Here is a 22,645-nt window from a genome sequence, read left to right on the forward strand (position 1 = left end):
TCTGTTGAAAGAGCCTGTTAAACCTGTTGAGAGTTTAAATAGTGATTAATTCCTTAGGCATTGATTGTTTATAAAGTTCAGATCAGCGAAAATAGTCGGCAACGAAATCACGATTAACATAACGGGGTTGAACGCAGGCTTTTTTGTCGAGTGTTTTAGAATCCGCGTATAACTTAAAAGAACACTTTAAATGGCAGATCAGAATTTTATAAATCAAGTAAGTGAAAGACGAACTTTCGCGATCATATCCCACCCAGATGCCGGTAAAACAACCATCACTGAAAAACTTTTGCTGCTTGGTCAGTTGATACAAACTGCAGGTTCTGTAAAGGGGCGTAAAGGTGATAAGCATGCAACATCTGACTGGATGGCGATGGAGCAACAGCGTGGTATTTCTATTACGTCTTCTGTCATGCAGTTTCCCTATAAAGATCGTATCGTCAATTTGCTAGATACACCTGGACACGAAGACTTCTCTGAAGATACCTATCGAACACTGACGGCTGTTGACTCTGTATTGATGATTATTGACGGAGCAAAAGGGGTAGAGGATCGTACCATCAAATTGATGGACGTTTGTCGCTTGCGAGACACTCCTATCCTAACCTTTATCAATAAAATGGACCGAGATATTCGTGATCCTATTGAGCTATTGGATGAAGTGGAAGACGTTCTTAAGATTGCCGCCGCGCCGATTACTTGGCCAATTGGTATGAGTGACTTTTTCAAAGGTGTTTATAACTTATATACCGACACTATTCATGTGTTTGTTCGAGGTCGTGGCCATACTTTGATGGATGATATCCAAATCCAAGGTTTGCACTCTGATGAAGCGAAAGAGTTGCTTGGTGATGATTGGGATGACTATTTAGAAGAAATTGAACTGGTGCGCGGTGCAAGCCATGAGTTTGATCAAGAGGCGTATCTAGCAGGTGAGCTGACTCCTGTATTTTTTGGTACTGCTTTATCTAACTTTGGTGTTCGTGAAATGTTAGACGGTTTTGTTCAGTGGGCGCCTGCACCTATTGATCGTGAAACCAACAGTCGGACAGTGGAAGCGAAAGAAGAAAAGTTCTCGGGCTTTATTTTCAAAATACAAGCCAATATGGACCCTAAACACCGTGACCGTATCGCTTTTATGCGGGTGTGTTCTGGTACTTATAGTCGTGGCATGAAAATGCGCCATTGTCGTATTGGTAAGGACATTAAAGTAACGGATGCCGTGTCGTTTACAGCGGGTGATCGTGAAGGCCTAGAAGAGGCGTTTTCGGGTGACATTATTGGTTTGCATAATCATGGAACCATTCAGATTGGCGACACTTTTACAGAAGGTGAAGATTTAAAATTCACTGGTATTCCTCACTTTGCTCCTGAGTTGTTCCGTCGTGTTCGTTTAAAAGATCCTATGAAGATGAAGGCTCTACAAAAGGGGTTGCAGCAGCTTTCTGAAGAGGGTTCAACTCAATTGTTTATGCCGCAGCGTAACAATGAACTGATTGTCGGTGCCGTGGGGCAGTTGCAATATGAAGTGGTTGCGTACCGTCTAAAAGACGAATACAAAGTGGAATGTATATACGAGCCAGTGAATGTGAACACCGCTCGTTGGGTGGAGTGTGATGATCCGAAAAAATTTGAAGAGTTCAAGAATAAGTGTCGTGATAACTTGGCGATTGATGGCGGTGGTCATTTAACATATTTAGCGCCAACGCGAGTGAACTTGATGATGGCAGAAGAGAAGTGGCCTGATGTTCGCTTCCGATCGACGCGAGAACATTGATCAATACTTGACTAAATTACTCGGATAAGCGGATAATTCATCTATTGAAATGGCTTTAGTGGTATTGGAATGAGCATGGTTGAATCGATTGATCCTATTGAATTTACAGACGCAGCGGCTGCGAAGCTGCAATCTTTAATCGAAGAAGAAGAGAATGATCGACTCATGTTGCGTGTGTATGTAACAGGGGGCGGTTGTTCTGGCTTTCAGTACGGCTTTACATTTGATGAAGAACATCAAGAGGATGATACCGAAGTAAAGCGAAACGGGGTGACTTTGGTTGTTGATCCATTAAGTTTTCAATACTTAGTTGGGGCGGAAGTGGATTACAAAGAAAACCTAGAAGGCTCGCGCTTTGTTGTGCAAAACCCTAATGCCACATCTACTTGTGGTTGCGGTGCGAGTTTCAGTATTTAGTTTAGTAAAAAATGACGTAAAACCTCTTGTGCTTCAGGGTGCAAGAGGTTTTTTGCGTTATGCCTTAGTGTATAGGTTGCTTGCTTGGCGTGCCTTTTCTTCTTCGCTGATGGAGTTGCCTTCGATAGGTTTGTAATGACCAACAAACAGTAGTCCAATTCGGTTGTCTCCTAGTATTACGGGAGTCAGGTTGTTGTTTTTTGTCCTCCAAACCCTTAAACCGAAGGTTTGACTGGGGAGGGCGCTTTCTTCACTCATTATTCTGCTCTGGTTGATATGAGCATAAAGTGGCGAAAGCTGATCCGGCTCACCGTCTTGATCTAACAAGATATGGTGATGGGTGATTTGTTGTTCGAGAAAATCTGGCGGATAAGGTGTGCGTAAAACGGGGAGCCAGCTTTCTTTTGGAAATGTATGGAATAAGCTGGGGACCTCAGGCGAACCGTTGTTTGGCGATATTAAAAGAGTCATATCTATAGGGATGCCATAAGATGGTTTAACTGGTATGTGGAATATTAGTTGTTTAGCTGGTGGTCGCCTAGGAATTTCTGGTTCCAAATAACCATCTAATCTCTTGTTTTGTTGGTTTCCCACAGGCGGTACTTGTAAGGGTAAGGTCCAGTCTTTTATATCTAGATTTAGTTCTTCTGGTGAATGTACATGTAGGCTGCTGTTTAAAATATGGCTTAGCGCATGCTCTATCAAATTGGCAAAAACACTTGTAGAAGCGGTAAGAGGTGTCTTGGATTGACTATTTAAGTGTATTTCCTTTACTTGATGAGCTGCAGAACTTAAGTCGACCGAGTCTTTGCTATTAATATTAGGGCGATACTTGCCCCTAGAGATTAACTTTCTCTCGTTCGGCTGAGTGCTGGCTCTGCTAAGTGCCTCGATAAATAGCATGATACGACTCCTTTGTTAGTGCAAAGGTATCGGCCATTATTGTGAAGAGTTTAGAGATAGTCTAGTTTTTGTTCAAAAAATAGACTATCTCTGTTGTTTGCTTTTAACGTAGTAGATTGGAAAGCTTTGGGTTGGCTTCTAATGCAGCTCGATAAAAAAGTGCTACTTTGCCAATGATTTGAACGGTTTCGCATTTCATTATTTTGCTGATTTCTTCAATTAAAGCGGTACGAACTTCACGGTCAGCAACGCTTATGCGTATTTTTATCAGTTCGTGATCTTCAAGAGCGCGATCGATTTCGGTTAAAACTGGTTCAGTTAGACCGTTGCCCGCAATCATAACCACAGGATTAAGGGAGTGGCCGATTAGGCGATATTGCTTTTTTTGGGCGTTTGTAAGACTCATAGTAAAAATTTCTCATATTAGTTGACCCTCTTTATTGGAGGCTTAAGAGGTTAAGCGATATTATAGCGGAATATTGATTGATTTAGGTATGATGAAAACGTGGCAAGATCAAAAAGTAGTAATAATTGGATGAAGGAACATTTTGACGATCCTTATGTCAAAAAGTCCCAGCAAGATGGTTATCGCTCTAGGGCAAGCTATAAGCTGATAGAGATTAATGATAAGGATAAGCTTTTTAGACCAGCAATACGTGTTGTAGACTTAGGGGCTGCTCCCGGTGGTTGGTCGCAAGTGGCGGCAAAGTTGGTTGGTGATAAGGGAACTGTTGTGGCTTCTGATATATTGGAAATGGCGCCGCTGCCTGGTGTAAGTTTTGTTCAGGGAGATTTTACTGAGCAAGAGGTATATGAGGCAATTCTAACAGAAGTTGGAGATGAAAAAGCGGATCTTGTAATTTCGGATATGGCCCCCAATATGAGTGGGAATAGTTCTTCTGATCAGCCGCAGGCTATGTATCTTGTTGAACTTGCTTTGGATATGGCGACTCAAGTGTTGCGTCCGGGTGGAAACTTTCTGGTAAAAGTGTTCCAGGGAGAGGGATTTGATGAATATCTTAAAACCATGCGGTCACAATTTGGGTCGGTTGTAACGCGTAAGCCAGACGCATCGCGAGCAAGAAGTCGCGAAGTTTACTTATTAGGAAGACAATATAAAGGTTAATGGGGTATGTTCTGGTATGATTGCCAGTAACATTTTAAATAACCGTTAAGAGGTGTGCTCTTGAACGATATGCTGAAAAATATACTGTTGTGGTTGGTTATCGCTGCTGTACTACTAACTGTGTTTAATAATTTTAATACGACTCCTGATACAAATCGCATCTCATACTCTGAGTTTGTGAAAGAAGTTCAAGATGGCCGTATAGCTAAAGTGGTTGTTGATGGATATACCATTAGTGGTAGCCGAACCAGTGGTGATACTTTTGATACTGTTCGTCCCGCTGCAGCTGATCCAAAAATTATGGATGACTTGCTACGAAATAATGTTGTTGTTGAAGGGCGTATGCCAGAACAGCAAAGCATTTGGACTCAACTTCTTGTTGCTAGCTTTCCTATTCTCCTGATTCTTGCCATCTTTATGTTTTTTATGCGCCAGATGCAAGGTGGCGGTGGCGGTAAAGGTGGTCCAATGTCTTTTGGTAAATCCAAGGCACGTCTGCTTCCAGAAGATCAAATTAAAACAACTTTTGCTGATGTGGCTGGTTGTGATGAAGCGAAAGAAGACACAGAAGAGCTTGTAGACTTCTTGAGAGAGCCAAGCAAATTTCAACGCCTTGGCGGTAAAATTCCGCGCGGCATCTTGATGTGCGGGCCTCCAGGTACAGGTAAAACCCTATTGGCTAAAGCCATTGCTGGCGAAGCAAAAGTCCCATTCTTTACCATTTCCGGTTCAGACTTTGTTGAAATGTTTGTCGGTGTTGGTGCTTCCCGTGTTCGTGATATGTTTGAACAAGCGAAGAAGCACGCACCATGCATCATCTTTATCGATGAGATTGATGCGGTTGGTCGTAATCGTGGTTCCGGTATGGGCGGCGGTAATGATGAACGTGAGCAGACGTTGAACCAATTGCTAGTGGAAATGGATGGCTTTGAAGGTAACGAAGGTATTATCGTTATTGCTGCAACCAACCGTCCCGATGTATTGGATCCTGCGTTACTTCGACCTGGTCGTTTTGACCGTCAAGTACAAGTTGGTTTGCCAGATATTCGTGGTCGTGAGCAGATTCTTAAAGTGCATTTGCGTAAAGTGCCTTGCGATGATGATGTGGAACCAAAAAACATTGCTCGTGGTACACCAGGTTTCTCAGGTGCTGATTTGGCGAACCTAGTTAACGAGGCCGCTCTGTTTGCAGCTCGTTCTAATCGTCGATTGGTTAATATGGAACAGCTTGAGCTAGCTAAAGACAAAATTCTCATGGGGGCTGAACGCAAAACCATGGTGATGAGTGATAAGGAAAAGCTTAATACGGCTTACCATGAAGCGGGTCATACCATTATTGGTTATTTAATGCCTGAGCATGATCCAGTATATAAAGTCTCTATTATTCCTCGAGGTCGTGCACTTGGTGTGACTATGTATTTACCTGAAGAAGATAAGTACAGCGTTAGTAAGCGTGGGCTTGAAAGTCAAGTTTGTAGTTTGTATGGCGGTCGTATTGCTGAAGAAATGATTCATGGTTTTGAAGGGGTTTCTACAGGTGCTTCTAACGACATAGAGCGAGCTACCAGTATTGCTCGTAATATGGTGACGAAATGGGGGTTGTCGGAGAAATTAGGGCCATTTGCCTACGAGGAAGATGATAATAGTGGGAGCTATATTTCTGGTCCTACAGGTAGTAAGGCAAACTATTTTTCTCCTGAGACAGGTAAAACCATTGATGCTGAGGTTCAGGATATTATTAATCGTTGCTATGAAAAAGCGACTCAGATTCTTCATGATAACCGCTCTAAGTTGGATGTTATGGCAGAAGCTTTGATGCAATATGAAACGATTGATGCTAAGCAAATTAAAGAGATTATGGAAGGAAAGAAACCGTCTGCACCAGAAGGGTGGTCTGATCCAAGTGCAAACTCTCCTAAAGAAGGTGATGTGGAAGAGATGAAGGGGGATGTTGTGATAGGTGATGATGCTCATGACCTTTCATCTGAGTCAGGAGATACTGATTCCTCATCAGGACAGGCTTCTCCCAAGCCTTCCGGAGAGTAGTTTGAAAATCACTTTTTAAAAATGAAAATGGTTTTTTCATGTCATTAATGCTTTTTGGGGACAAGTCATTAGACTTGTCCCTTCCTCATGTTATGGGGATTCTAAATGTCACGCCAGACTCTTTTTCTGATGGTGGTGCTTTCAATTCTTTGGACGCTGCGTTACGTCAATCTGAAAAAATGATTCAAGAAGGGGGGAGTATCATTGATGTTGGTGGTGAATCAACTCGACCTGGTGCTTCCCCTGTTTCTACTCAGCAGGAACTGGATCGTGTCCTCCCTATTGTTGAGGCAATAAAAAAACGCTTTGATATTGTTGTTTCTGTCGATACAAGTACTCCTGAGGTTATTCGTGGCTCAGCTGCTTTAGGGGCTGGACTAATCAATGATGTAAGAGCGCTTGAGCGTGATGGTGCCTTGCAGGCTGCAGCTGAAACAGGCTTGCCTATTTGCTTGATGCATATGAAAGGGGGGCCGCAGACCATGCAGAGTCAGGCAGAGTATGTTTCTGTCGTTGATGACGTGGTGAGTTATTTGAGTTCTAGGGTTGAATTGTGTGAATCTGTTGGGATTTCTCGTTCGCGATTGATTTTAGATCCAGGTATTGGATTTGGTAAGACACTGTCTCATAACTTATCTTTACTAAATCATACCGAAGTATTTAAAAGTTTGGGTTTTGAGGTTCTTATTGGGCTTTCGAGAAAGACCATGATTGGAGAAGCTTTAGGTTTGCCAGTCGAGGAGCGGCTGTACGGTACGATGGGGGCAAACGCTTCCGCTTACTTAAAAGGTGCTCGTATTTTTAGAGTTCATGATGTTAAGCCTCATGTTGAGATGTTGGCTTTGATGTCCCGTATTGAGAGAGAGGGCTAATGCGTAAATATTTTGGTACAGATGGGATTCGTGGGAAGGTAGGAACCGCGCCCATTACTCCTGAGTTTATGTTGAAATTGGGGTGGGCTGCAGGTCAAGTTTTTAAAGAAAATGATAAAAAAATATTGATTGGTAAAGATACTCGTATCTCTGGTTATATGTTTGAATCTGCCCTTGAAGCTGGCATTGTTGCCGCTGGTGCGGATGTTCGTTTGGTTGGTCCAATGCCAACGCCTGCGATTGCTTACCTTACTCGAACATTTCGAGCAAGTGCGGGCATTGTTATTAGTGCATCTCATAACCCTTATACGGATAATGGTATTAAATTTTTCTCCTCTGAAGGTGGTAAGGTTTCAGACGAAATAGAGGAGCGAATTGAATATTATCTAGAGCAGCCAATGGAAGTGGTGGAGTCTAGTTTGATTGGTCGAGCAAAACGTATTGATGATGCTGCTGGTCGTTATATTGAATATTGTAAAGGGACTTTCCCTATTGGGTTGCAGTTAAGTGGTTTAAAAATAGTTGTTGATTGTGCTGATGGTGCTACTTATCACGTTGCGCCACGAGTCTTTAGTGAGTTGGGGGCTGATGTTATCCCGATTGGCGTAAATCCTGATGGCTTGAATATCAATGAGTTTAGTGGGGCAACTAAGCCTGAGTTACTGTGTAAGAATGTTTTGGCTGAGCAGGCTGATTTAGGGATTGCGCTAGATGGTGATGGGGATCGATTGATTTTGGTTGATCGCCATGGTGTTGTGCGTGACGGTGATGATGTTCTCTATATTATTGCTAATCATTTGATGCGAACAGGCCGTTTTAGTGGCGGGGTTGTTGGGACTTTGATGAGTAATTTTGGGTTGGAGTTAGCCTTTTCAGAAACCGGAATAGGCTTTAGTCGTGCTGCTGTTGGTGATAGGTATGTTAACGAAAAACTTATGCAGCATGGTTGGGTGTTAGGTGGTGAGCCATCAGGGCATATTGTTTGTAGGTCTATTACAACAACTGGTGATGGTATCATTGCCGCTCTTCAGGTGCTAAGGGCTATGGTAGAAGAAGGTCAGGCGCTTGATGAGCTTTTGGTTGGTTTGGTTAAGTTTCCACAAAAACTAAAGAATATTCGAGTTGCAGAGCGCTTTGTTCCAAATGAAGAGCCGGCGCTGCAGAAAGCTATAGCTATCGCTAATGAGCGTTTGAATGGTTTGGGGCGAGTGTTGTTGCGTGCTTCCGGTACTGAACCTCTGATTCGAGTGATGGTAGAGGGGCGTGATGATGCTACGGTTGATGAACTTGTTGATTATTTAGTTGATGAGGTTAACTCGGTAGTGGCAGCAAAAATGAATAGTTGATAATAATTTATTGCTCTCTGAAAATAAAAAACTTGAAACCAATGCGTCCATTCCATAGAATGGGCGCCTCGAATTTAGGGGTTAGAATATGATTCGTCAAAAGATAGTGGCTGGTAACTGGAAAATGAATGGCTCCAAGGAGTCAATCCAGACATTAATTAGTGGCTTGCTTGATATGGACGGTTCTAACTCGGAAGTGGTTATTGCTCCCTCTTTTCCTTATTTGTCTCAGGTCCATGACCTGATAGATGGTAGTAATCTTGTTATGGCTGCTCAGAATGCCAGTCAAGAGGAAAAGGGTGCCTTCACAGGGGAAGTTTCTGTCTCTATGTTGGCTGACTTTGGGGTTAAATATATCTTGTTGGGTCATTCAGAGAGGCGCTCTCTTTATGGCGAAACGGATGAAGTAGTTGCTTCTAAGGTAAAAACGGTATTGGGTTTTGGTTTGATTCCTATGCTTTGTATAGGTGAAACCTTGGAAGAGCGCGAATCAGGTAAAACGCTTGAGGTTTGTGAACGTCAAATCCAGGCTGTGATTGATGTTGTTGGTGTTGAATCATTTGCAAAAATGACGATTGCTTATGAACCGGTTTGGGCAATTGGTACTGGTTTATCGGCTAGTGCTGATCAGGCTCAAGAAGTGCATCAATCAATTAGGGCTTTTTTGGCTAAGTCATCAGAATCAGTTTCTGAAAAAGTTCAGATCTTGTATGGCGGAAGTGTGAAGGCATCAACTAGCTCGGCTTTGTTTAAAATGCCTGATGTAGATGGTGCTCTTGTTGGTGGTGCATCTCTTGATGCTAAAGAATTTATAGCGATAGTAAAGACAGCAGGTTAATTAATGGAAGCACTAATTTTAGTTTTGCATGTACTCGCAGCGGTACTAATTATTGCACTCGTTTTACTGCAGCAAGGTAAAGGTGCAGATGCAGGTGCTTCATTTGGTGGTGGTGCATCTCAAACCGTATTTGGTAGCCAAGGTGGTGGTAGTTTCTTTGGGAAAATGACGGCTGTATTTGCTTTGGTGTTTTTTCTAACTAGCTTTGGTTTGGCTTTTTTTGCGAGTGAAAAAGCGAAAAGTGTTTCCGGCGCAGTTGATTTTGTTCCTTCTGCTCCTCAAGTTGAAGAGACAGTGAATTTGCCTGAGTTGGGTGAAAAGAAAAAAACATCATCTGACCTACCAGTAACTGAGTAATATTAAGCTATTTAAGTTCTGTGTGTTTTTTGAAGTGAATTTGCGGATGTGGCGGAATTGGTAGACGCGCCACCTTGAGGGGGTGGTGAGCATCGCTCGTGGGGGTTCGAGTCCCCCCATCCGCACCAATATTGAATTGATGTCGTGTTTTGTGTATGATGTCGACATATTGATGCAGAGTAATCTGGTTTGTCGAGATTTTGTCTCTTCTGAAGAGGTTGGTCTTATGGTTTTCCTAGTTTAGGTATTCGCACCAGTTTGTTCTTAGTGTTTAATGTCAGGATAGACGGCCTTCTTTGGAAGGATACTCTCTCAGTAAGATTTGAGTAGAGTGCTGAGAACCCCTATATGGGGTTTTTTGTTATCTGTACTGTTACGTTTATAAATGGAAATGGGCCTAGAGCCCGTTTTTTGTTTCTGCGTTTTACAAAATTGGTTTTCGGAGAAAACGATTGTCAGCAAAATATACGATTTTAGAAGAACTTATTCGACCAGTCGTTGAAGGTTTAGGGTTTGAGTTTTGGGGTATGGAGTACTTATCTTTAGGTAAGGACTCTGTACTTCGCATTTATATTGAAACGGATGATGAAAAAGGGATTGATGTAGAAGATTGCGCCCGAGTTAGCCGTCAAGTTAGTTCTATTCTAGATGTTGAAGACCCAATCACAGGTGAATACAACCTAGAGGTATCGTCACCAGGTTTAGATCGGCCTTTATTTAGTTTGGCTCAATATCAGGCTTATATCGGTTCTATTGTTTCTTTGCGTTTACGTGTGCCTTTTGATGGTCGCCGTAAGTTTAAAGGGCAACTAATGGGGATCGAAAGCGAAGATGTTGTTATTCGCGTAGATCAAGAAGAATACTTATTGCCTATCGATTTGATTGATAAGGCGAATGTTGTTCCACAATTTTAAAAATTAACCTTGAAGAGAGGCTAAAAGGATGAGCAAAGAAATTCTTTTGGTAGTGGAAGCCGTTTCCAACGAGAAAGATGTTCCGAAACAAGTTATTTTCGAAGCCGTTGAAATTGCTTTAGCTAGTGCTGCCAAACGCCGTTTTGAAGAAGATGCATTAATTCGTGTCTCTATCGATCAGCGTTCCGGTGATTATAAAACATACCGACAGTGGCATATTGTTGCCGATGAAGACTATTCTGCGCCAGCTTATGAGCTGACAATTGATGATTCTGAAGAGCAAAACCTTGGTGTAGGCATCGGAGAAATTTACGAAGAAGAAGTCGAGTCTGAGGTATTTGGACGTATTGCAGCGCAAACAGCAAAGCAGGTGATCGTACAAAAAGTGCGTGAAGCCGAACGTGCTAAAATGGTTGCTTTATATGCAGAGAAAGTTGGCAAGTTAGTTCATGGTCAAGTTAAAAAAGTCACTCGTGATAGTTTGATTATTGACTTAGGAGAAAATGCGGAAGCGTCTTTGCCAAAAGATCAATTGATTGCTCGTGAAAGCTTTAGAATGAACGACCGAATTCGTGCTTTGTTGCTCGAGATTCGTGATGACAGTCGTGGCGCTCAATTGATTCTTTCGCGTAATGATCCTGCGTTTATGATTGAGTTATTCCGTCTTGAAGTACCAGAGATTTCAGAAGAAGTTATTGAAATTCGTGGCGCGGCTCGTGACCCAGGCTTACGTGCTAAAATTGCAGTGAAAACAAATGACCGACGCATTGATCCGATAGGTGCTTGTGTCGGTATGCGTGGAGCACGAGTTCAAGCTGTTTCCAATGAAATGAATGGCGAACGTGTGGATATTGTGCTTTGGGATGATAACCCAGCTCAGCTAGTTATCAATGCAATGGCTCCAGCGGAAGTTGACTCAATTGTCATTGATGAAGATGCACATTCTATGGATGTTGCGGTTAAGAGTGATAATTTAGCGCAAGCGATTGGCCGTAATGGGCAAAATGTTCGTTTGGCTTCGACCCTGACTGGTTGGTCTTTAAATGTTATGACCAGTGAAGATGCAGAAGCGAAACAACAAGAAGAATCTCAAAAATTGATTGATATTTTTGTTTCTGGATTGGATATAGATGATGATTTAGCCATTCAAATGGTTGATGAAGGATTCTCTTCATTGGAAGAGGTTGCCTATATCCCAATGGAAGAAATGTTAGAAATTGACGGATTTGATGAAGATTTAGTAAATGAACTGCGTTCACGAGCAAAAGAAGCCTTATTAAATCAAGCGCTTCAAGCTGAAGAGCAATTGGACGGTGCCAAACCTGCTGCTGATTTACTAGCAATGGAAGGCATGGACAATCATCTTGCTTTAGTTCTCGCTTCTATGGGAGTAATTACCATGGAAGATTTAGCTGAACAATCAGTTGATGAGTTGCTTGAAATTGAAGGCATGACAGAAGATCGTGCAGGTAGTCTTATTTTGACTGCTCGTGCACCTTGGTTTGCTGAATCTGAATAAAATCTGAGTACATAAGGGGGAACTTAATGACAGTTCAAACCGTAAAGATACTATCCGAGCTGGTAAATACGCCAGTCGATAAGCTACTAGCTCAGATGAAAGACGCTGGCCTACCTCAAACGAGCGCAAGCCAAGAAGTCTCTGAAGTTGAAAAGCAAACACTGCTTAATTATCTAAAGCGTCAACATGGCGAAGAAGGCGATAAAAGCCAACGTATTACTCTGCAACGTAAAACAACGAGCACTTTGTCTCGTGACGGCGGAAAAGCGGTCAATGTAGCCGTTAAGAAAAAGCGCACTTATGTTAAACGTGATGATGTTGATGAAGAGGCTAAAAAGCAAGAGGAGTTGCTTGCGAAGCGTCTTGCGGAAGAGCAAGAGCGTTTAGCGGAAGAAAAAGCTCGTTTAGAAGCCGAGCGTAAGCTTGAAGAAGAGAAAGCGGCTAAAGCTAAAGCTGAAGCCGAAGAAAAAGCGCGCCAAGAAGCCGCTGTGAAAGCAGTTGTCGCGGATGCTGGCGCGGTCAATGAAACGGAGCAGTATGTTTCCGATACAGGAGCGGCAGAACCCGTGGAATCACCGAAGCAGCCTAAGGCATCAAAAAAAGTATCTCAACCAGCGATGGATAATAAAAAGTCAACTGTTGCGCCAAAAGGTAAAAAAGGTGCAGTAAGACATGATAACGACAAAGACAAACCTCGTGGTCGAGTTAATCCAGATAATAAGCGTTCACGTGTTAATGTGAATGATGAAGACGAATTTACTCGTCGTGGTAAATTGGGTCGTAAAAATAAAAAGCCGTCAAAACAAGAGCACGGCTTTCAAAAACCTACGGCCAAAATGATCCATGAAGTGGCATTGCCAGAAAGTATCACCGTTGCAGATCTTGCTGAAAAAATGGCCGTTAAAGGCGCTGAAGTTATTAAGATCATGTTTAAGATGGGGGCAATGGCAACTATCAATCAAACTATTGATCGTGATACAGCGACTTTGGTTGTTGAAGAAATGGGTCATACGGTTAAATATATCGATGAAAATGCCGTCGAAAATGACATGATCGAAGCCATTGATTATGACGGTGAAGCGATTAAGCGTGCGCCTGTTGTGACTGTAATGGGTCACGTTGACCACGGTAAAACCTCGTTGCTCGATTATATTCGTACTACACGAGTTGCCGCAGGCGAATCTGGTGGTATTACACAGCATATTGGTGCATACCATGTAGAAACACCTCATGGAATGGTGAGTTTCTTGGATACACCTGGACACGCTGCGTTTACTTCTATGCGTGCTCGTGGCGCGAAAGCAACGGATATCGTTATCCTTGTTTGTGCCGCTGATGATGGTGTGATGCCACAAACGATTGAGGCTATACAGCATGCTCGCGCGGCTGAAGTGCCAATGGTTGTTGCGATTACGAAGATAGATAAAGAAGGTGCAGACTTAGATCGTGTTAAAAACGAGCTTGTTGCACAAGAAGTGGTGCCTGAAGAATGGGGCGGTGACGTTCAGTTTGTTGGTGTATCGGCTAAATCAGGTGAAGGTATTGAAGAGCTATTAGAAGCGATTCTTTTGCAATCTGAAGTGCTTGAATTGACGGCTGTACCAAGCGCTCCAGCGAAAGGTGTGGTTGTTGAAGCTCGTCTTGATCGTGGTCGTGGCTCCGTGGCTACCTTACTTGTCCAAAATGGTACTTTGAATAAAGGTGACATCGTTTTGGCTGGTCTTCAAATGGGGCGTGTTCGTGCCTTGTTAGATGAAAATGGTAAAGCAATCAACGCTGCAGGCCCTTCTATTCCAGTTGAGATCCTTGGTCTTGATGGAACACCAGAAGCGGGTGAAGAGTTCATTGTTGTAGCGGATGAGCGTAAAGCTCGTGAAGTAGCTAACTTCCGTCAAGGTAAGTACCGTGAAGTTCGCTTTGCGCGTCAGCACTCTGCTAAATTGGAGAACTTGTTCTCTGAAATGGGCAAAGATGAAGTTCGTACATTGAACGTGGTTCTTAAAGCGGATGTTCGTGGTTCTCTAGAGGCCTTGATCAAATCGTTGACGGATCTGAATACAGATGAAGTGAAAGTAAATGTTGTGTCTAGTGGCGTGGGTGGTATTACCGAAACAGACGCTACTTTGGCTCTTGCTTCTGACGCCGTTATCTTTGGCTTTAATGTTCGTGCCGATAGTTCAGCTAAGCAGTTTATCGAGCGTGAAAGCATTGATCTTCGCTACTACAGCGTTATCTACAACATCATTGATGATGTGAAATCAGCATTGTCTGGCATGTTGTCTCCAGATCTTCGTGAAGACATTAAAGGTACTGCCGAAGTTCGTGACGTGTTCCGTTCACCTAAGTTTGGTTTGATTGCGGGCTGTATGGTCATCGAAGGTACGGTATACCGCAACAAACAGATTCGCGTATTGCGTGATGATGTTGTTATCTACGAAGGTGAGCTTGAATCTCTTCGTCGTTTCAAAGATGCTGTTAACGAAGTTAGCCGCGGTATGGAATGTGGTATCGGCGTGAAAAACTACAACGATGTAAAAGTTGGCGATAAAATCGAGGTTTTTGAAACCGTCGAAGTAGCGCGTACACTTTAATAGGGCAAAATCATGGCAGGCGAATTTAGTCGTACTAGTCGGATTGGTGACCAGCTCCAAAAGGAGCTGGCGTCCTTGATCCAGTTTGAAGTAAAAGATCCGCGTTTAGGATTGGTTACTGTCAACGAAGTGCGTGTAGCAAAAGATTTGGGCTATGCGGATATTTATTACACCGTACTTGGTAAAGATGACCAGCCAGAAGTATTGGCAGAGAACCAAGCTGCACTTGATAGTGCAAAAGGGTTCTTGCGTCGTCGCTTAGCACAAGAAGTAAAACTTCGTGTGATGCCGCATTTGCGTTTCCATTACGACCAGAGTGTGGTTAATGGCTCTCGCATGTCGGCTCTGATTGACGAAGCGATTCGTGATGATGAGACCAAAAACGGTAACGAAGTCGAGTAATAAGTTCGTATGGTTAAAGCAAAATGGCGTTCGGTAGACGGTATTGTTCTACTGAACAAGCCGATAGGTTTAAGTTCTAACCAAGCATTGCAACGTGTTCGTCGTCTCTATCAAGCGGCTAAAGCGGGTCACACTGGCGCGCTAGATCCATTGGCAACAGGTATGTTGCCAATGTGTCTTGGTGAAGCAACAAAATTTTCGCAATACTTGTTGGATGCAGATAAGCGTTATTTAACTTGTATTCAGCTAGGTAAAAGGACGACTACGGGGGATCGTGAGGGGGACGTTTTAACCGAAGAGTTAATTCCTGACCTTACTGATGAATCCCTAGAAGCCATTCTGGATGGCTTTCGTGGTGAGATTGAGCAAATTCCACCCATGTACTCCGCTTTAAAGCATGAAGGTAAGCCTCTGTATGAATATGCTCGTCAGGGTATTGTCATAGAGAGGAAACGCCGTCGCGTTACTATTTCTAACCTAACCCTAGTTTCAAGAACCAAAGATACACTGACACTCGATATTCAGTGTTCTAAAGGAACTTATATTCGCACTATTGGTGAGGATATCGGTGAGGCATTGGGTTGTGGAGCGCATTTGCACTCTTTGCATCGTATTTCGACCGCAGGTTATTTGCCAGAGAATATGATGACGCTAGAAGAGTTTGAAGCGATAGCGGAGCAAGGTTATGACGCGTTAGACTCGCATCTAATCACAATGGATACTGCTGTTGAACATTTCGCGAAAGTAGAACTGCCTGAGTCGGATACAATGAATATGATGTTTGGTAGAACCGTCGTCAGTCCAGTCTCATTGGCTAATGAGACGGTTGTCAGAATGTACGATTTTGGCTCTCAGCGTTTCTTAGGGCTTGGGCAAATAAAAGGCACGTCACTTCGTCCTTATCGATTGGTAAATACTAGCGAGTTCTCTTTATAAATAGCAGTGAGTTCTGCTAAAAAGAGTGTTAAACTTGTTGGCCTAGGATAACTGAAAATATGCTCGGCTATCCTTTACTTTTAATAGCATATTAATTTGGAGATTAAGATTATGGCATTGTCTGCAGAATCAAAAGCAGCGTTGGTAAAAGAGTTTCAAGTAGCGGAAGGTGACACGGGTTCTCCTGAAGTTCAAGTAGCATTGTTGACTAAGAACATCGAAGGTCTTCAAGGTCACTTTAAAGCTCATATCCACGACCATCATTCTCGTCGCGGTCTTATCCGTATGGTAAACCAGCGTCGTAAGTTGTTGGATTACCTTAAGCGTAAAGATGCAGCTCGTTACACTAGTTTGATCAAAAAACTAGGTCTGCGTCGCTAAGACTGAGAAAGGGCCATAAATTATTATGGCCCTTTTTTTATTGGTCTCCCAAGGGACAGCCTGTACTTCATATGCGCTTTTCGTTCTTCAAATGAAGGCGTTTAAAGAGTCCATATGAGTACTGGCTTAAAAAGAGGTCTTTGGGAGAAGAATTTTTTTAATAAAAGGAATACGTGTGAGTATTACTACTAAGACTTTTCAGTTCGGTAACGATACCGTAACTCTAGAAACTGGCCGCATAGCTCGTCAAGCAACAGGTGCTGTTCTATGTACAATTGGTGATGCACAAGTACTGGCGACAGTTGTTGGTGCTAAATCAGCTAAACCAGGTCAAGACTTCTTCCCATTATCTGTTCATTATCAAGAGCGTGCTTACGCGGTTGGTAAAATTCCAGGTGGATTTTTAAAACGTGAAGGTCGTCCTTCTGAAAAAGAGACGCTAACTTCTCGTTTGATCGACCGTCCAATTCGTCCATTATTCCCTAAAGGGTTTATGAACGAAGTTCAGGTTGTTTGTACCGTTATGTCTACTAACACTAACCTAGACGCTGATATTGCGGCTATGTTGGCAACCTCTGCTGCATTGACTATTTCTGGTATTCCATTTAATGGTCCTATTGGTGCTGCTCGTGTTGGTTTTAACGATGAGTCTGGTTATGTTCTTAACCCAAGCTACTCAGATCTAGAAGGATCTTTGCTAGACATGGTTGTAGCAGGCACAAAAGACGCTGTATTGATGGTTGAGTCTGAAGCGCAAGAGCTTACAGAAGACGAAATGCTAGGTGCGGTTCTTTATGCTCACAAAGAAATGCAAACGGCTATTTCTGCTATCACTGATTTCGCAGCAGAGTGCGCTAAGCCTCGTTGGGATTGGGAAGCTGAAGCAGCAAATGTTTCTTTGTCTGATGCACTTCAATCTGGTTACGCGGCTAAAATCGAAGATGCGTACGGTATTAGTGAAAAAATGGCTCGTTATGCTCAACTAGGCGTTGTTCGTGATGAAGCCGTTGCGGAGCTTGTTACTGAAGAAGGTGAGTTCACAGAAGCGGATGTGACTGGTGCTTTTTCTAAATTAGAAAAACGCATCGTTCGTCGTCGTGTAATCGACGGTAAGCCTCGTATCGATGGTCGTGACAATAAAACTGTCCGCCCAATCAATGTTGAAGTTGGTTTACTAAGCAAAACTCACGGTTCTGCTTTGTTCACTCGTGGTGAGACTCAGGCCATTGCAACTTGTACTCTAGGTACTAGCCGTGATTCACAAATGACTGATGGCTTGACTGGCGAAAGCAAAGACAGCTTCATGCTTCATTACAACTTCCCTCCTTACTCTGTAGGTGAGTGTGGTCGTATGGGTGGTGTTGGTCGTCGTGAAATTGGTCACGGTCGTCTAGCTCGTCGTGGTGTTCAAGCAGTACTACCTTCTGAAGATGAATTCCCATACACAATTCGTGTTGTGTCTGAGATCACTGAATCTAACGGTTCAAGCTCTATGGCGTCTGTATGTGGTGCGTCTTTGTCTATGATGGATGCGGGTGTTCCTCTTAAAGCTCCTGTTGCAGGTATCGCAATGGGTCTTATTAAAGAAGACGATGGCTTTGCTGTTCTAACCGATATCTTGGGTGATGAAGATCACCTTGGTGATATGGACTTTAAAGTAGCGGGTACTGCAGAAGGTATCACAGCACTTCAAATGGACATCAAAATCGAAGGTATCAACGAAGAAATTATGGACATCGCTTTGAGCCAAGCGCTTGATGCTCGTACTCATATTCTTCGTGAAATGGCGACAGTGATTGGTTATGCTCGACCAGAAGTTTCTCCAAATGCGCCATCTATGGCGACGATCAAAATTGATCCAGAGAAAATTCGTGACGTTATCGGTAAAGGTGGTGCAACAATCCGTTCTATCACTGAGCAAACAGGCGCGTCTATTGACCTAGATGATGATGGTACTGTGCGTATTTACGCGGCTGATAAAGCGTCTTCTGATGCGGCATTGCTTAAAATTCATGAAATCACAGCAGAAGCTGAAATTGACAAGCTTTATAAAGGCAAAGTAGTTCGTTTGGCTGAGTTTGGCGCTTTTGTTAATATTTTGCCTGGTAAAGATGGTTTGGTGCACATTTCTCAAATTGCTGAAGAGCGTATTCGCGCAGTATCAGATTTCTTGTCAGAAGGCCAAGACGTTATCGTTAAGGTCTTGGATGTTGATGCTCGTGGACGTATCAAGCTTTCTATGAAAGACGTTACTGAAGAAGAAAAAGCAGCTTACACTGAATAATTTTTAGTGTAATTGGATGTAAAAAGGCGCTATTTATAGCGCTTTTTTTGTTTTTAATGTAGTGAATGAACTAAAATAATCTCATCGAAACGCTTTGGTTGTTTTACGCTGGTACCTTGTTATCAATTCAGTATCTTAGATAAAGGAAAGGATCATGAAGAGTAAAGTTGTAGGTTTGGTTGCTGCGAGTTTTTTATTGGCGGCATGCAGTAAAGAGGTGGTGAATACTCCTGTGGCTGCGGTTCCTGATTGTGTTTTTGCGGACGGTTCAAATCAGCCTGCACCTGATTGGGTGTGTGGAGCCCCTGTTGAGGGTGTTGCCTTGTCTGCCGTTGGCTACAGCGAAAAGTCTGCAGCGGGCGCTAACTATATGAAACAAATGGCTGCTACTGCTGCTCGTGTTGAGTTGGCTCAAGTGTTAAGTGTTGATTTGCAAAATATGGTAAAACAATACGTTGAAACGACAGGTGCAGGTGACGCTGAAACAGTTGATCGGGTTAATAGCGTTGTCACCAAACAAATTACTGAACAGAAGTTAATAGGCTCTAAGGTTGTACGCCAAATGCCAACGCCATCTGGTGGTTTAGTTGTTTTAGTTGGGTTGGATCCTGCTCAGGCTGAGGGCGTTGCTGAGAGTATTTTACGAACATCTATGAGAAATGAAGCGGCTTTATTTCAAAAATTAGAAGCAGAAAAAAGTTTCGATGAGCTTGCCTCAGAAATTGCTAAGCGTTATGCACAATAAAAAACTAAGTGATGAGCAGTGCACCGTTATGGGCATTGCTCATCACTTTTTGTTCTAAGTATTGGGCTCTTCATTAAAAATTGGGGTAGGCTTTTTGTTACTGTCCACTGCAACAAAGTTGAAATGGCCGGTTACTGCTTTTGTTCGCTTGTCGCTGTCTAGTTGCTCTAGAAAAATGGATACTTCCACTTTTAATGACGTTCTACCAACATGAACCACTCGAGCAATCAATTCTACTAAAATTCCCGAGGGGATTGGTTGTTTGAAGTCTACTTGTTCTGTGGATATTGTGACCATGGCTTTTCTAGCAAAGCGAGTGGCTGCTATATAAGCCACTTCGTCCATCCACTGAAGGGCAATGCCCCCGAATAATGTATCGTAATGGTTTGTTGTTGCAGGGAAGACCATTTTGGCGACTCGAGTTTCTGATATTTCTTCTCGTTTCTGAATGAGTAGCTTGTTCATGTTAATAAAACCTTACCTTTCTGTCATTTTATTGAGCGGCATTATACTCGCAGTTGTGAGTGGTTGTGATACGCGTTTTAAAGCTGAAAGTGTTCTAAATAATTATGTGACAGATTTAAATCGCTCACAGTATCTTTCTATTTCTTCTCCAGCAAGGTTAATGCCACAAAGTTTGCCATTAGCCCGTGATCGTCGGCAGACTTTGTCTGAGTTTGATATTGGTTTATTGGACTTTTTGTCTTTACAGCAATGCGATGTAGGTATCGTAGCAGGAAGAAAAAACAGTATTCTTGGTAAAGTTATGCCTGATAGTCAGCGCTTTTTATATGAGTTAGATATTATTCGAGCCATTGAGTCTTGTGAAATTCAAGACGAAAAACTATCTGAAAAGTTAAAAAAAGTGGCTAGGAAAAAACGTCTTGAGTTGCCAATGGCGTATGGAAATGCACTGTTTAGCGGCTCTGAAAGCGATGCTTTTTTTAGTCTATCAAATGGTTTTTTGCCACTTGATTTTTCTACGGTGAAACAGCAATCCTTACTGAGCTCATTAAATCGGTTCGTTGAAATTGGTGAGAACCTCGAAAATTTACCCATTGTGGATGCAAATATTTTTGAGGAAGATTTGAAAGTGTTAATGAATAGTGAATACGCTGGTCGATTGTTGTATTCCTTATCTCGTATTTCAGAATACTTGGCTCTTGTTGCTAATAGCGTTGGAAAACTAAATAAAACAGTTTGTGGTCCGCCGATGGTGTATCTTAAGCAGCAATTTGATATGAGTTATGTCAAAGTAATTCAGCCTTACATGGGAAGAATTAATGCAAGTGCTTATCAAATATTACCGCTTTTAAATCGAATTGCGGAACTAAGTGCTCCTTTGAGTTATAAGATGAACGTTTTTTTGAAGCAGTTTTCATTAACGGATCCTTCTAGTAAGTGGAAGCATTATCAACAAATGTCGCAGCGGCATGCTAAGGCATGGAGTGCATTTTTTGGAGAGTGCTCAGTGCCAATTACCTCTTATAATCGGTAGTTTATCTGCTGTTCTAAATTTTCCACGGCATCATATTCATGAGCAGGACCGTTAGCTAAGGGTTCAAAGCTTAATGCCTTAAGTAGTGCGATATTGGCGACTGGATTGGCACCAATTTCATGGGAGAATTGCATTGGGCGTGTAATCGCATGGGATTGATGGAAGTTTAATTCATCTGGTGTATCCATAATTGAGGGACCAGGCTGATTGAATAAGCTCATTAGCAAAGCAAAGTTAGCACTGCCTGAAACAGGTTTGCCTTCTTTACTTGCTTGAGTGAGCTGAGTTTCAACAATCTCTCTTATGTTCATACTTGTTTGTCCAATAAAAGTATCGTTAAGAAGGCTATCGGCACATTAGTATTTTTCTTAATGAGAATTGGATATTAATCAGCGAGGGGCAGTGAAGAAGTACTTATTTTCGGTGTGAGTAACTTGAAGTCATGTTTTAGTATATAACAGCTAAATGTTATTTTTTGTATGTCCCTTATCAATTTTAATTCAATGTATAGCTCAAACTGTTTAAGCATCGTACTATAATGCATTATAGATCAATCATATTTTAATAACTGTTACCTTTATTGGTGCTAGTGATCTGCTAAACACCTAGTTGGTGGAGCATAATGAATGCATGATATTAATGAACTGATCGACAACGTTAGGCGTAATGAAGAGATTGCTCGCAAATTTTTCGAAATTGAGCGATGCATTCTGTCAATTGGACGTTGTGATCAGTTTGTATCCACTTTGACTAAGGAAGTCCAAAAACAATTCAGTGTGCCTTATGTTTGGGTGAATTTGATTAATGAGGCCCCGTTGTCTCACCTTATTGAAAGCTTAGAAAAAATGCCTGATTTGCGTGATAGGGTATTGTTTACTAGGCGCCGATCTATGATTGATATCATCAAATCAAGCAACAAGACGGTGTTGGTTAATACCAATTTAAGTCAGTGTTGGGAAATAATCCCATCTGTTTATCGAAATATCATATCTTCCGTTGCCATTTCCCCTTTAACTATTGATGGTGAGTTAGTTGGCTTGTTTTGCCAAGCTGATTCAGACAGTTCGCGATATGATGCAGCGACCAAAGATACTTTTTTACTTGATCAGCTGGCTATCAAAATTTCTATCTGTTTAAGTAATGTTACGGCGAGAGAAAAGCTAGAGTATTTGGCCACGCGTGATCCTCTAACTGGTCTGCTGAATCGACGACAATTAGAGTTGATGCTTGATCGTGAATTTGCTCGATCAAAGATGCAGGAGCGTGATCTAACGGTTGTCTTTATTGATTGTGATGCATTTAAGTCTATTAATGATACTTTAGGTCATAATTGTGGTGATGAAGTATTAGAGTATATTGCTAAACGGCTATTAAAATATGTCCACAAACAAGGATTGGCATTTCGCTTCGCTGGTGATGAGTTTGTTTTTGTTATGCCTGGGAAAAGTTATGATCAGGCAATTTTGATAGCTGAGTCTATTCAAGAATATCTACAATCTAACCCATTAAGGTATAAATCTAATCTTGTACCTATTACTATAAGTTATGGTGGGGCGAGTGTGATGTCAGATGCCCCAAGTAACTATAAACATTTGCTAAAAGTGGCAGATGAACGCCTGTATGATTATAAAAATAACCGTAAAAGATCGGTTCCAACAAAGGTCTTTAAATTTTTAAATAGGCTTAGATGATA

The 22,645-nt window shown here is 42.2% G+C and carries 22 protein-coding genes and 1 tRNA gene; 19 read left to right on the top strand and 4 right to left on the bottom strand.

Annotation, left to right across the window (positions count from 1 at the left end):
• The first annotated feature begins 190 nt into the window (after positions 1-190).
• Together C0J08_RS04195 and erpA are read left to right on the top strand one after the other, a co-directional pair.
• The gene (locus C0J08_RS04195; RefSeq protein ID WP_212654867.1) at positions 191-1,777 is read left to right on the top strand and encodes a peptide chain release factor 3; all 1,587 of its coding nucleotides are present in this window, start codon (positions 191-193) and stop codon (positions 1,775-1,777) included.
• Positions 1,778-1,846: 69 nt separating this feature from the next.
• Entirely contained in the window at positions 1,847-2,194 is a 348-nt protein-coding gene (erpA, locus tag C0J08_RS04200) for an iron-sulfur cluster insertion protein ErpA (protein WP_212654868.1), read from the top strand.
• Between the two features lie 57 nt (positions 2,195-2,251).
• Here the strand turns inward: erpA and C0J08_RS04205 are convergent, their stop codons facing one another.
• Both C0J08_RS04205 and C0J08_RS04210 read right to left on the bottom strand, forming a co-directional pair.
• Complete coding sequence (locus C0J08_RS04205) at positions 2,252-3,097, bottom strand: hypothetical protein (protein ID WP_212654869.1); 846 nt, start codon at positions 3,095-3,097, stop codon at positions 2,252-2,254.
• 103 nt (positions 3,098-3,200) lie between these two features.
• The gene (locus C0J08_RS04210) at positions 3,201-3,503 is read right to left on the bottom strand and encodes a YhbY family RNA-binding protein (protein ID WP_212654870.1); all 303 of its coding nucleotides are present in this window, start codon (positions 3,501-3,503) and stop codon (positions 3,201-3,203) included.
• A 99-nt stretch (positions 3,504-3,602) separates the two neighbouring features.
• Between C0J08_RS04210 and rlmE the strand changes: the two genes are divergently transcribed.
• From rlmE to C0J08_RS04285, 15 genes are all read left to right on the top strand, one after another.
• Entirely contained in the window at positions 3,603-4,223 is a 621-nt protein-coding gene (gene rlmE, locus C0J08_RS04215; protein ID WP_212654871.1) for a 23S rRNA (uridine(2552)-2'-O)-methyltransferase RlmE, read from the top strand.
• A gap of 69 nt (positions 4,224-4,292) precedes the next feature.
• On the top strand, positions 4,293-6,269 hold the full coding sequence (ftsH, locus tag C0J08_RS04220; protein WP_249344503.1) for an ATP-dependent zinc metalloprotease FtsH: 1,977 nt from the start codon (positions 4,293-4,295) through the stop codon (positions 6,267-6,269).
• Positions 6,270-6,307: 38 nt separating this feature from the next.
• Positions 6,308-7,141 (top strand): dihydropteroate synthase, encoded by an 834-nt coding sequence (gene folP / locus C0J08_RS04225; protein WP_212654873.1) that lies wholly within the window; start codon positions 6,308-6,310, stop codon positions 7,139-7,141.
• On the top strand, positions 7,141-8,487 hold the full coding sequence (glmM, locus tag C0J08_RS04230; RefSeq protein ID WP_212654874.1) for a phosphoglucosamine mutase: 1,347 nt from the start codon (positions 7,141-7,143) through the stop codon (positions 8,485-8,487). Before folP ends, glmM begins: the two co-directional genes overlap by 1 nt.
• Before the next feature lie 88 nt (positions 8,488-8,575).
• Positions 8,576-9,325, top strand: a complete 750-nt coding sequence (gene tpiA, locus C0J08_RS04235) for a triose-phosphate isomerase (RefSeq protein ID WP_212654875.1) — start codon at positions 8,576-8,578, stop codon at positions 9,323-9,325.
• Positions 9,326-9,328: 3 nt separating this feature from the next.
• A complete protein-coding gene (gene secG / locus C0J08_RS04240) occupies positions 9,329-9,682 on the top strand; it encodes a preprotein translocase subunit SecG (RefSeq protein WP_212654876.1) in 354 nt (117 codons plus the stop codon).
• Positions 9,683-9,724: 42 nt separating this feature from the next.
• A tRNA-Leu gene (locus C0J08_RS04245) sits at positions 9,725-9,810 on the top strand.
• Between the two features lie 324 nt (positions 9,811-10,134).
• Positions 10,135-10,596, top strand: coding sequence for a ribosome maturation factor RimP (rimP, locus tag C0J08_RS04250; protein ID WP_212654877.1), 462 nt, complete (start codon positions 10,135-10,137; stop codon positions 10,594-10,596).
• A gap of 28 nt (positions 10,597-10,624) precedes the next feature.
• The gene (gene nusA, locus C0J08_RS04255) at positions 10,625-12,115 is read left to right on the top strand and encodes a transcription termination factor NusA (RefSeq protein WP_212654878.1); all 1,491 of its coding nucleotides are present in this window, start codon (positions 10,625-10,627) and stop codon (positions 12,113-12,115) included.
• Between the two features lie 26 nt (positions 12,116-12,141).
• A complete protein-coding gene (gene infB, locus C0J08_RS04260) occupies positions 12,142-14,706 on the top strand; it encodes a translation initiation factor IF-2 (RefSeq protein WP_212654879.1) in 2,565 nt (854 codons plus the stop codon).
• A gap of 12 nt (positions 14,707-14,718) precedes the next feature.
• Positions 14,719-15,108, top strand: coding sequence for a 30S ribosome-binding factor RbfA (rbfA, locus tag C0J08_RS04265; protein ID WP_212654880.1), 390 nt, complete (start codon positions 14,719-14,721; stop codon positions 15,106-15,108).
• Between the two features lie 9 nt (positions 15,109-15,117).
• Positions 15,118-16,044, top strand: a complete 927-nt coding sequence (gene truB / locus C0J08_RS04270) for a tRNA pseudouridine(55) synthase TruB (RefSeq protein WP_212654881.1) — start codon at positions 15,118-15,120, stop codon at positions 16,042-16,044.
• A 111-nt stretch (positions 16,045-16,155) separates the two neighbouring features.
• On the top strand, positions 16,156-16,425 hold the full coding sequence (gene rpsO, locus C0J08_RS04275; protein WP_012068748.1) for a 30S ribosomal protein S15: 270 nt from the start codon (positions 16,156-16,158) through the stop codon (positions 16,423-16,425).
• Positions 16,426-16,600: 175 nt separating this feature from the next.
• Entirely contained in the window at positions 16,601-18,709 is a 2,109-nt protein-coding gene (gene pnp, locus C0J08_RS04280) for a polyribonucleotide nucleotidyltransferase (RefSeq protein WP_212654882.1), read from the top strand.
• 154 nt (positions 18,710-18,863) lie between these two features.
• Positions 18,864-19,454, top strand: a complete 591-nt coding sequence (locus tag C0J08_RS04285; protein ID WP_212654883.1) for an LPP20 family lipoprotein — start codon at positions 18,864-18,866, stop codon at positions 19,452-19,454.
• A 54-nt stretch (positions 19,455-19,508) separates the two neighbouring features.
• Here the strand turns inward: C0J08_RS04285 and C0J08_RS04290 are convergent, their stop codons facing one another.
• Positions 19,509-19,919, bottom strand: a complete 411-nt coding sequence (locus C0J08_RS04290) for an acyl-CoA thioesterase (RefSeq protein WP_212654884.1) — start codon at positions 19,917-19,919, stop codon at positions 19,509-19,511.
• Between C0J08_RS04290 and C0J08_RS04295 the strand changes: the two genes are divergently transcribed.
• Complete coding sequence (locus C0J08_RS04295; RefSeq protein WP_212654885.1) at positions 19,918-20,952, top strand: DUF3080 family protein; 1,035 nt, start codon at positions 19,918-19,920, stop codon at positions 20,950-20,952. The genes C0J08_RS04290 and C0J08_RS04295 overlap by 2 nt on opposite strands.
• On the opposite strand, the gene C0J08_RS04300 is transcribed toward C0J08_RS04295, so the two are convergent.
• Entirely contained in the window at positions 20,940-21,263 is a 324-nt protein-coding gene (locus C0J08_RS04300) for a hypothetical protein (protein WP_212654886.1), read from the bottom strand. The genes C0J08_RS04295 and C0J08_RS04300 overlap by 13 nt on opposite strands.
• A gap of 315 nt (positions 21,264-21,578) precedes the next feature.
• Here C0J08_RS04300 and C0J08_RS04305 point away from each other — a divergent pair, with 315 nt between their 5' ends.
• Positions 21,579-22,643, top strand: coding sequence for a sensor domain-containing diguanylate cyclase (locus C0J08_RS04305; RefSeq protein ID WP_212654887.1), 1,065 nt, complete (start codon positions 21,579-21,581; stop codon positions 22,641-22,643).
• Positions 22,644-22,645 lie beyond the last annotated feature (2 nt).

Source organism: Marinomonas sp. CT5, assembly GCF_018336975.1.
GTDB lineage: Bacteria > Pseudomonadota > Gammaproteobacteria > Pseudomonadales > Marinomonadaceae > Marinomonas.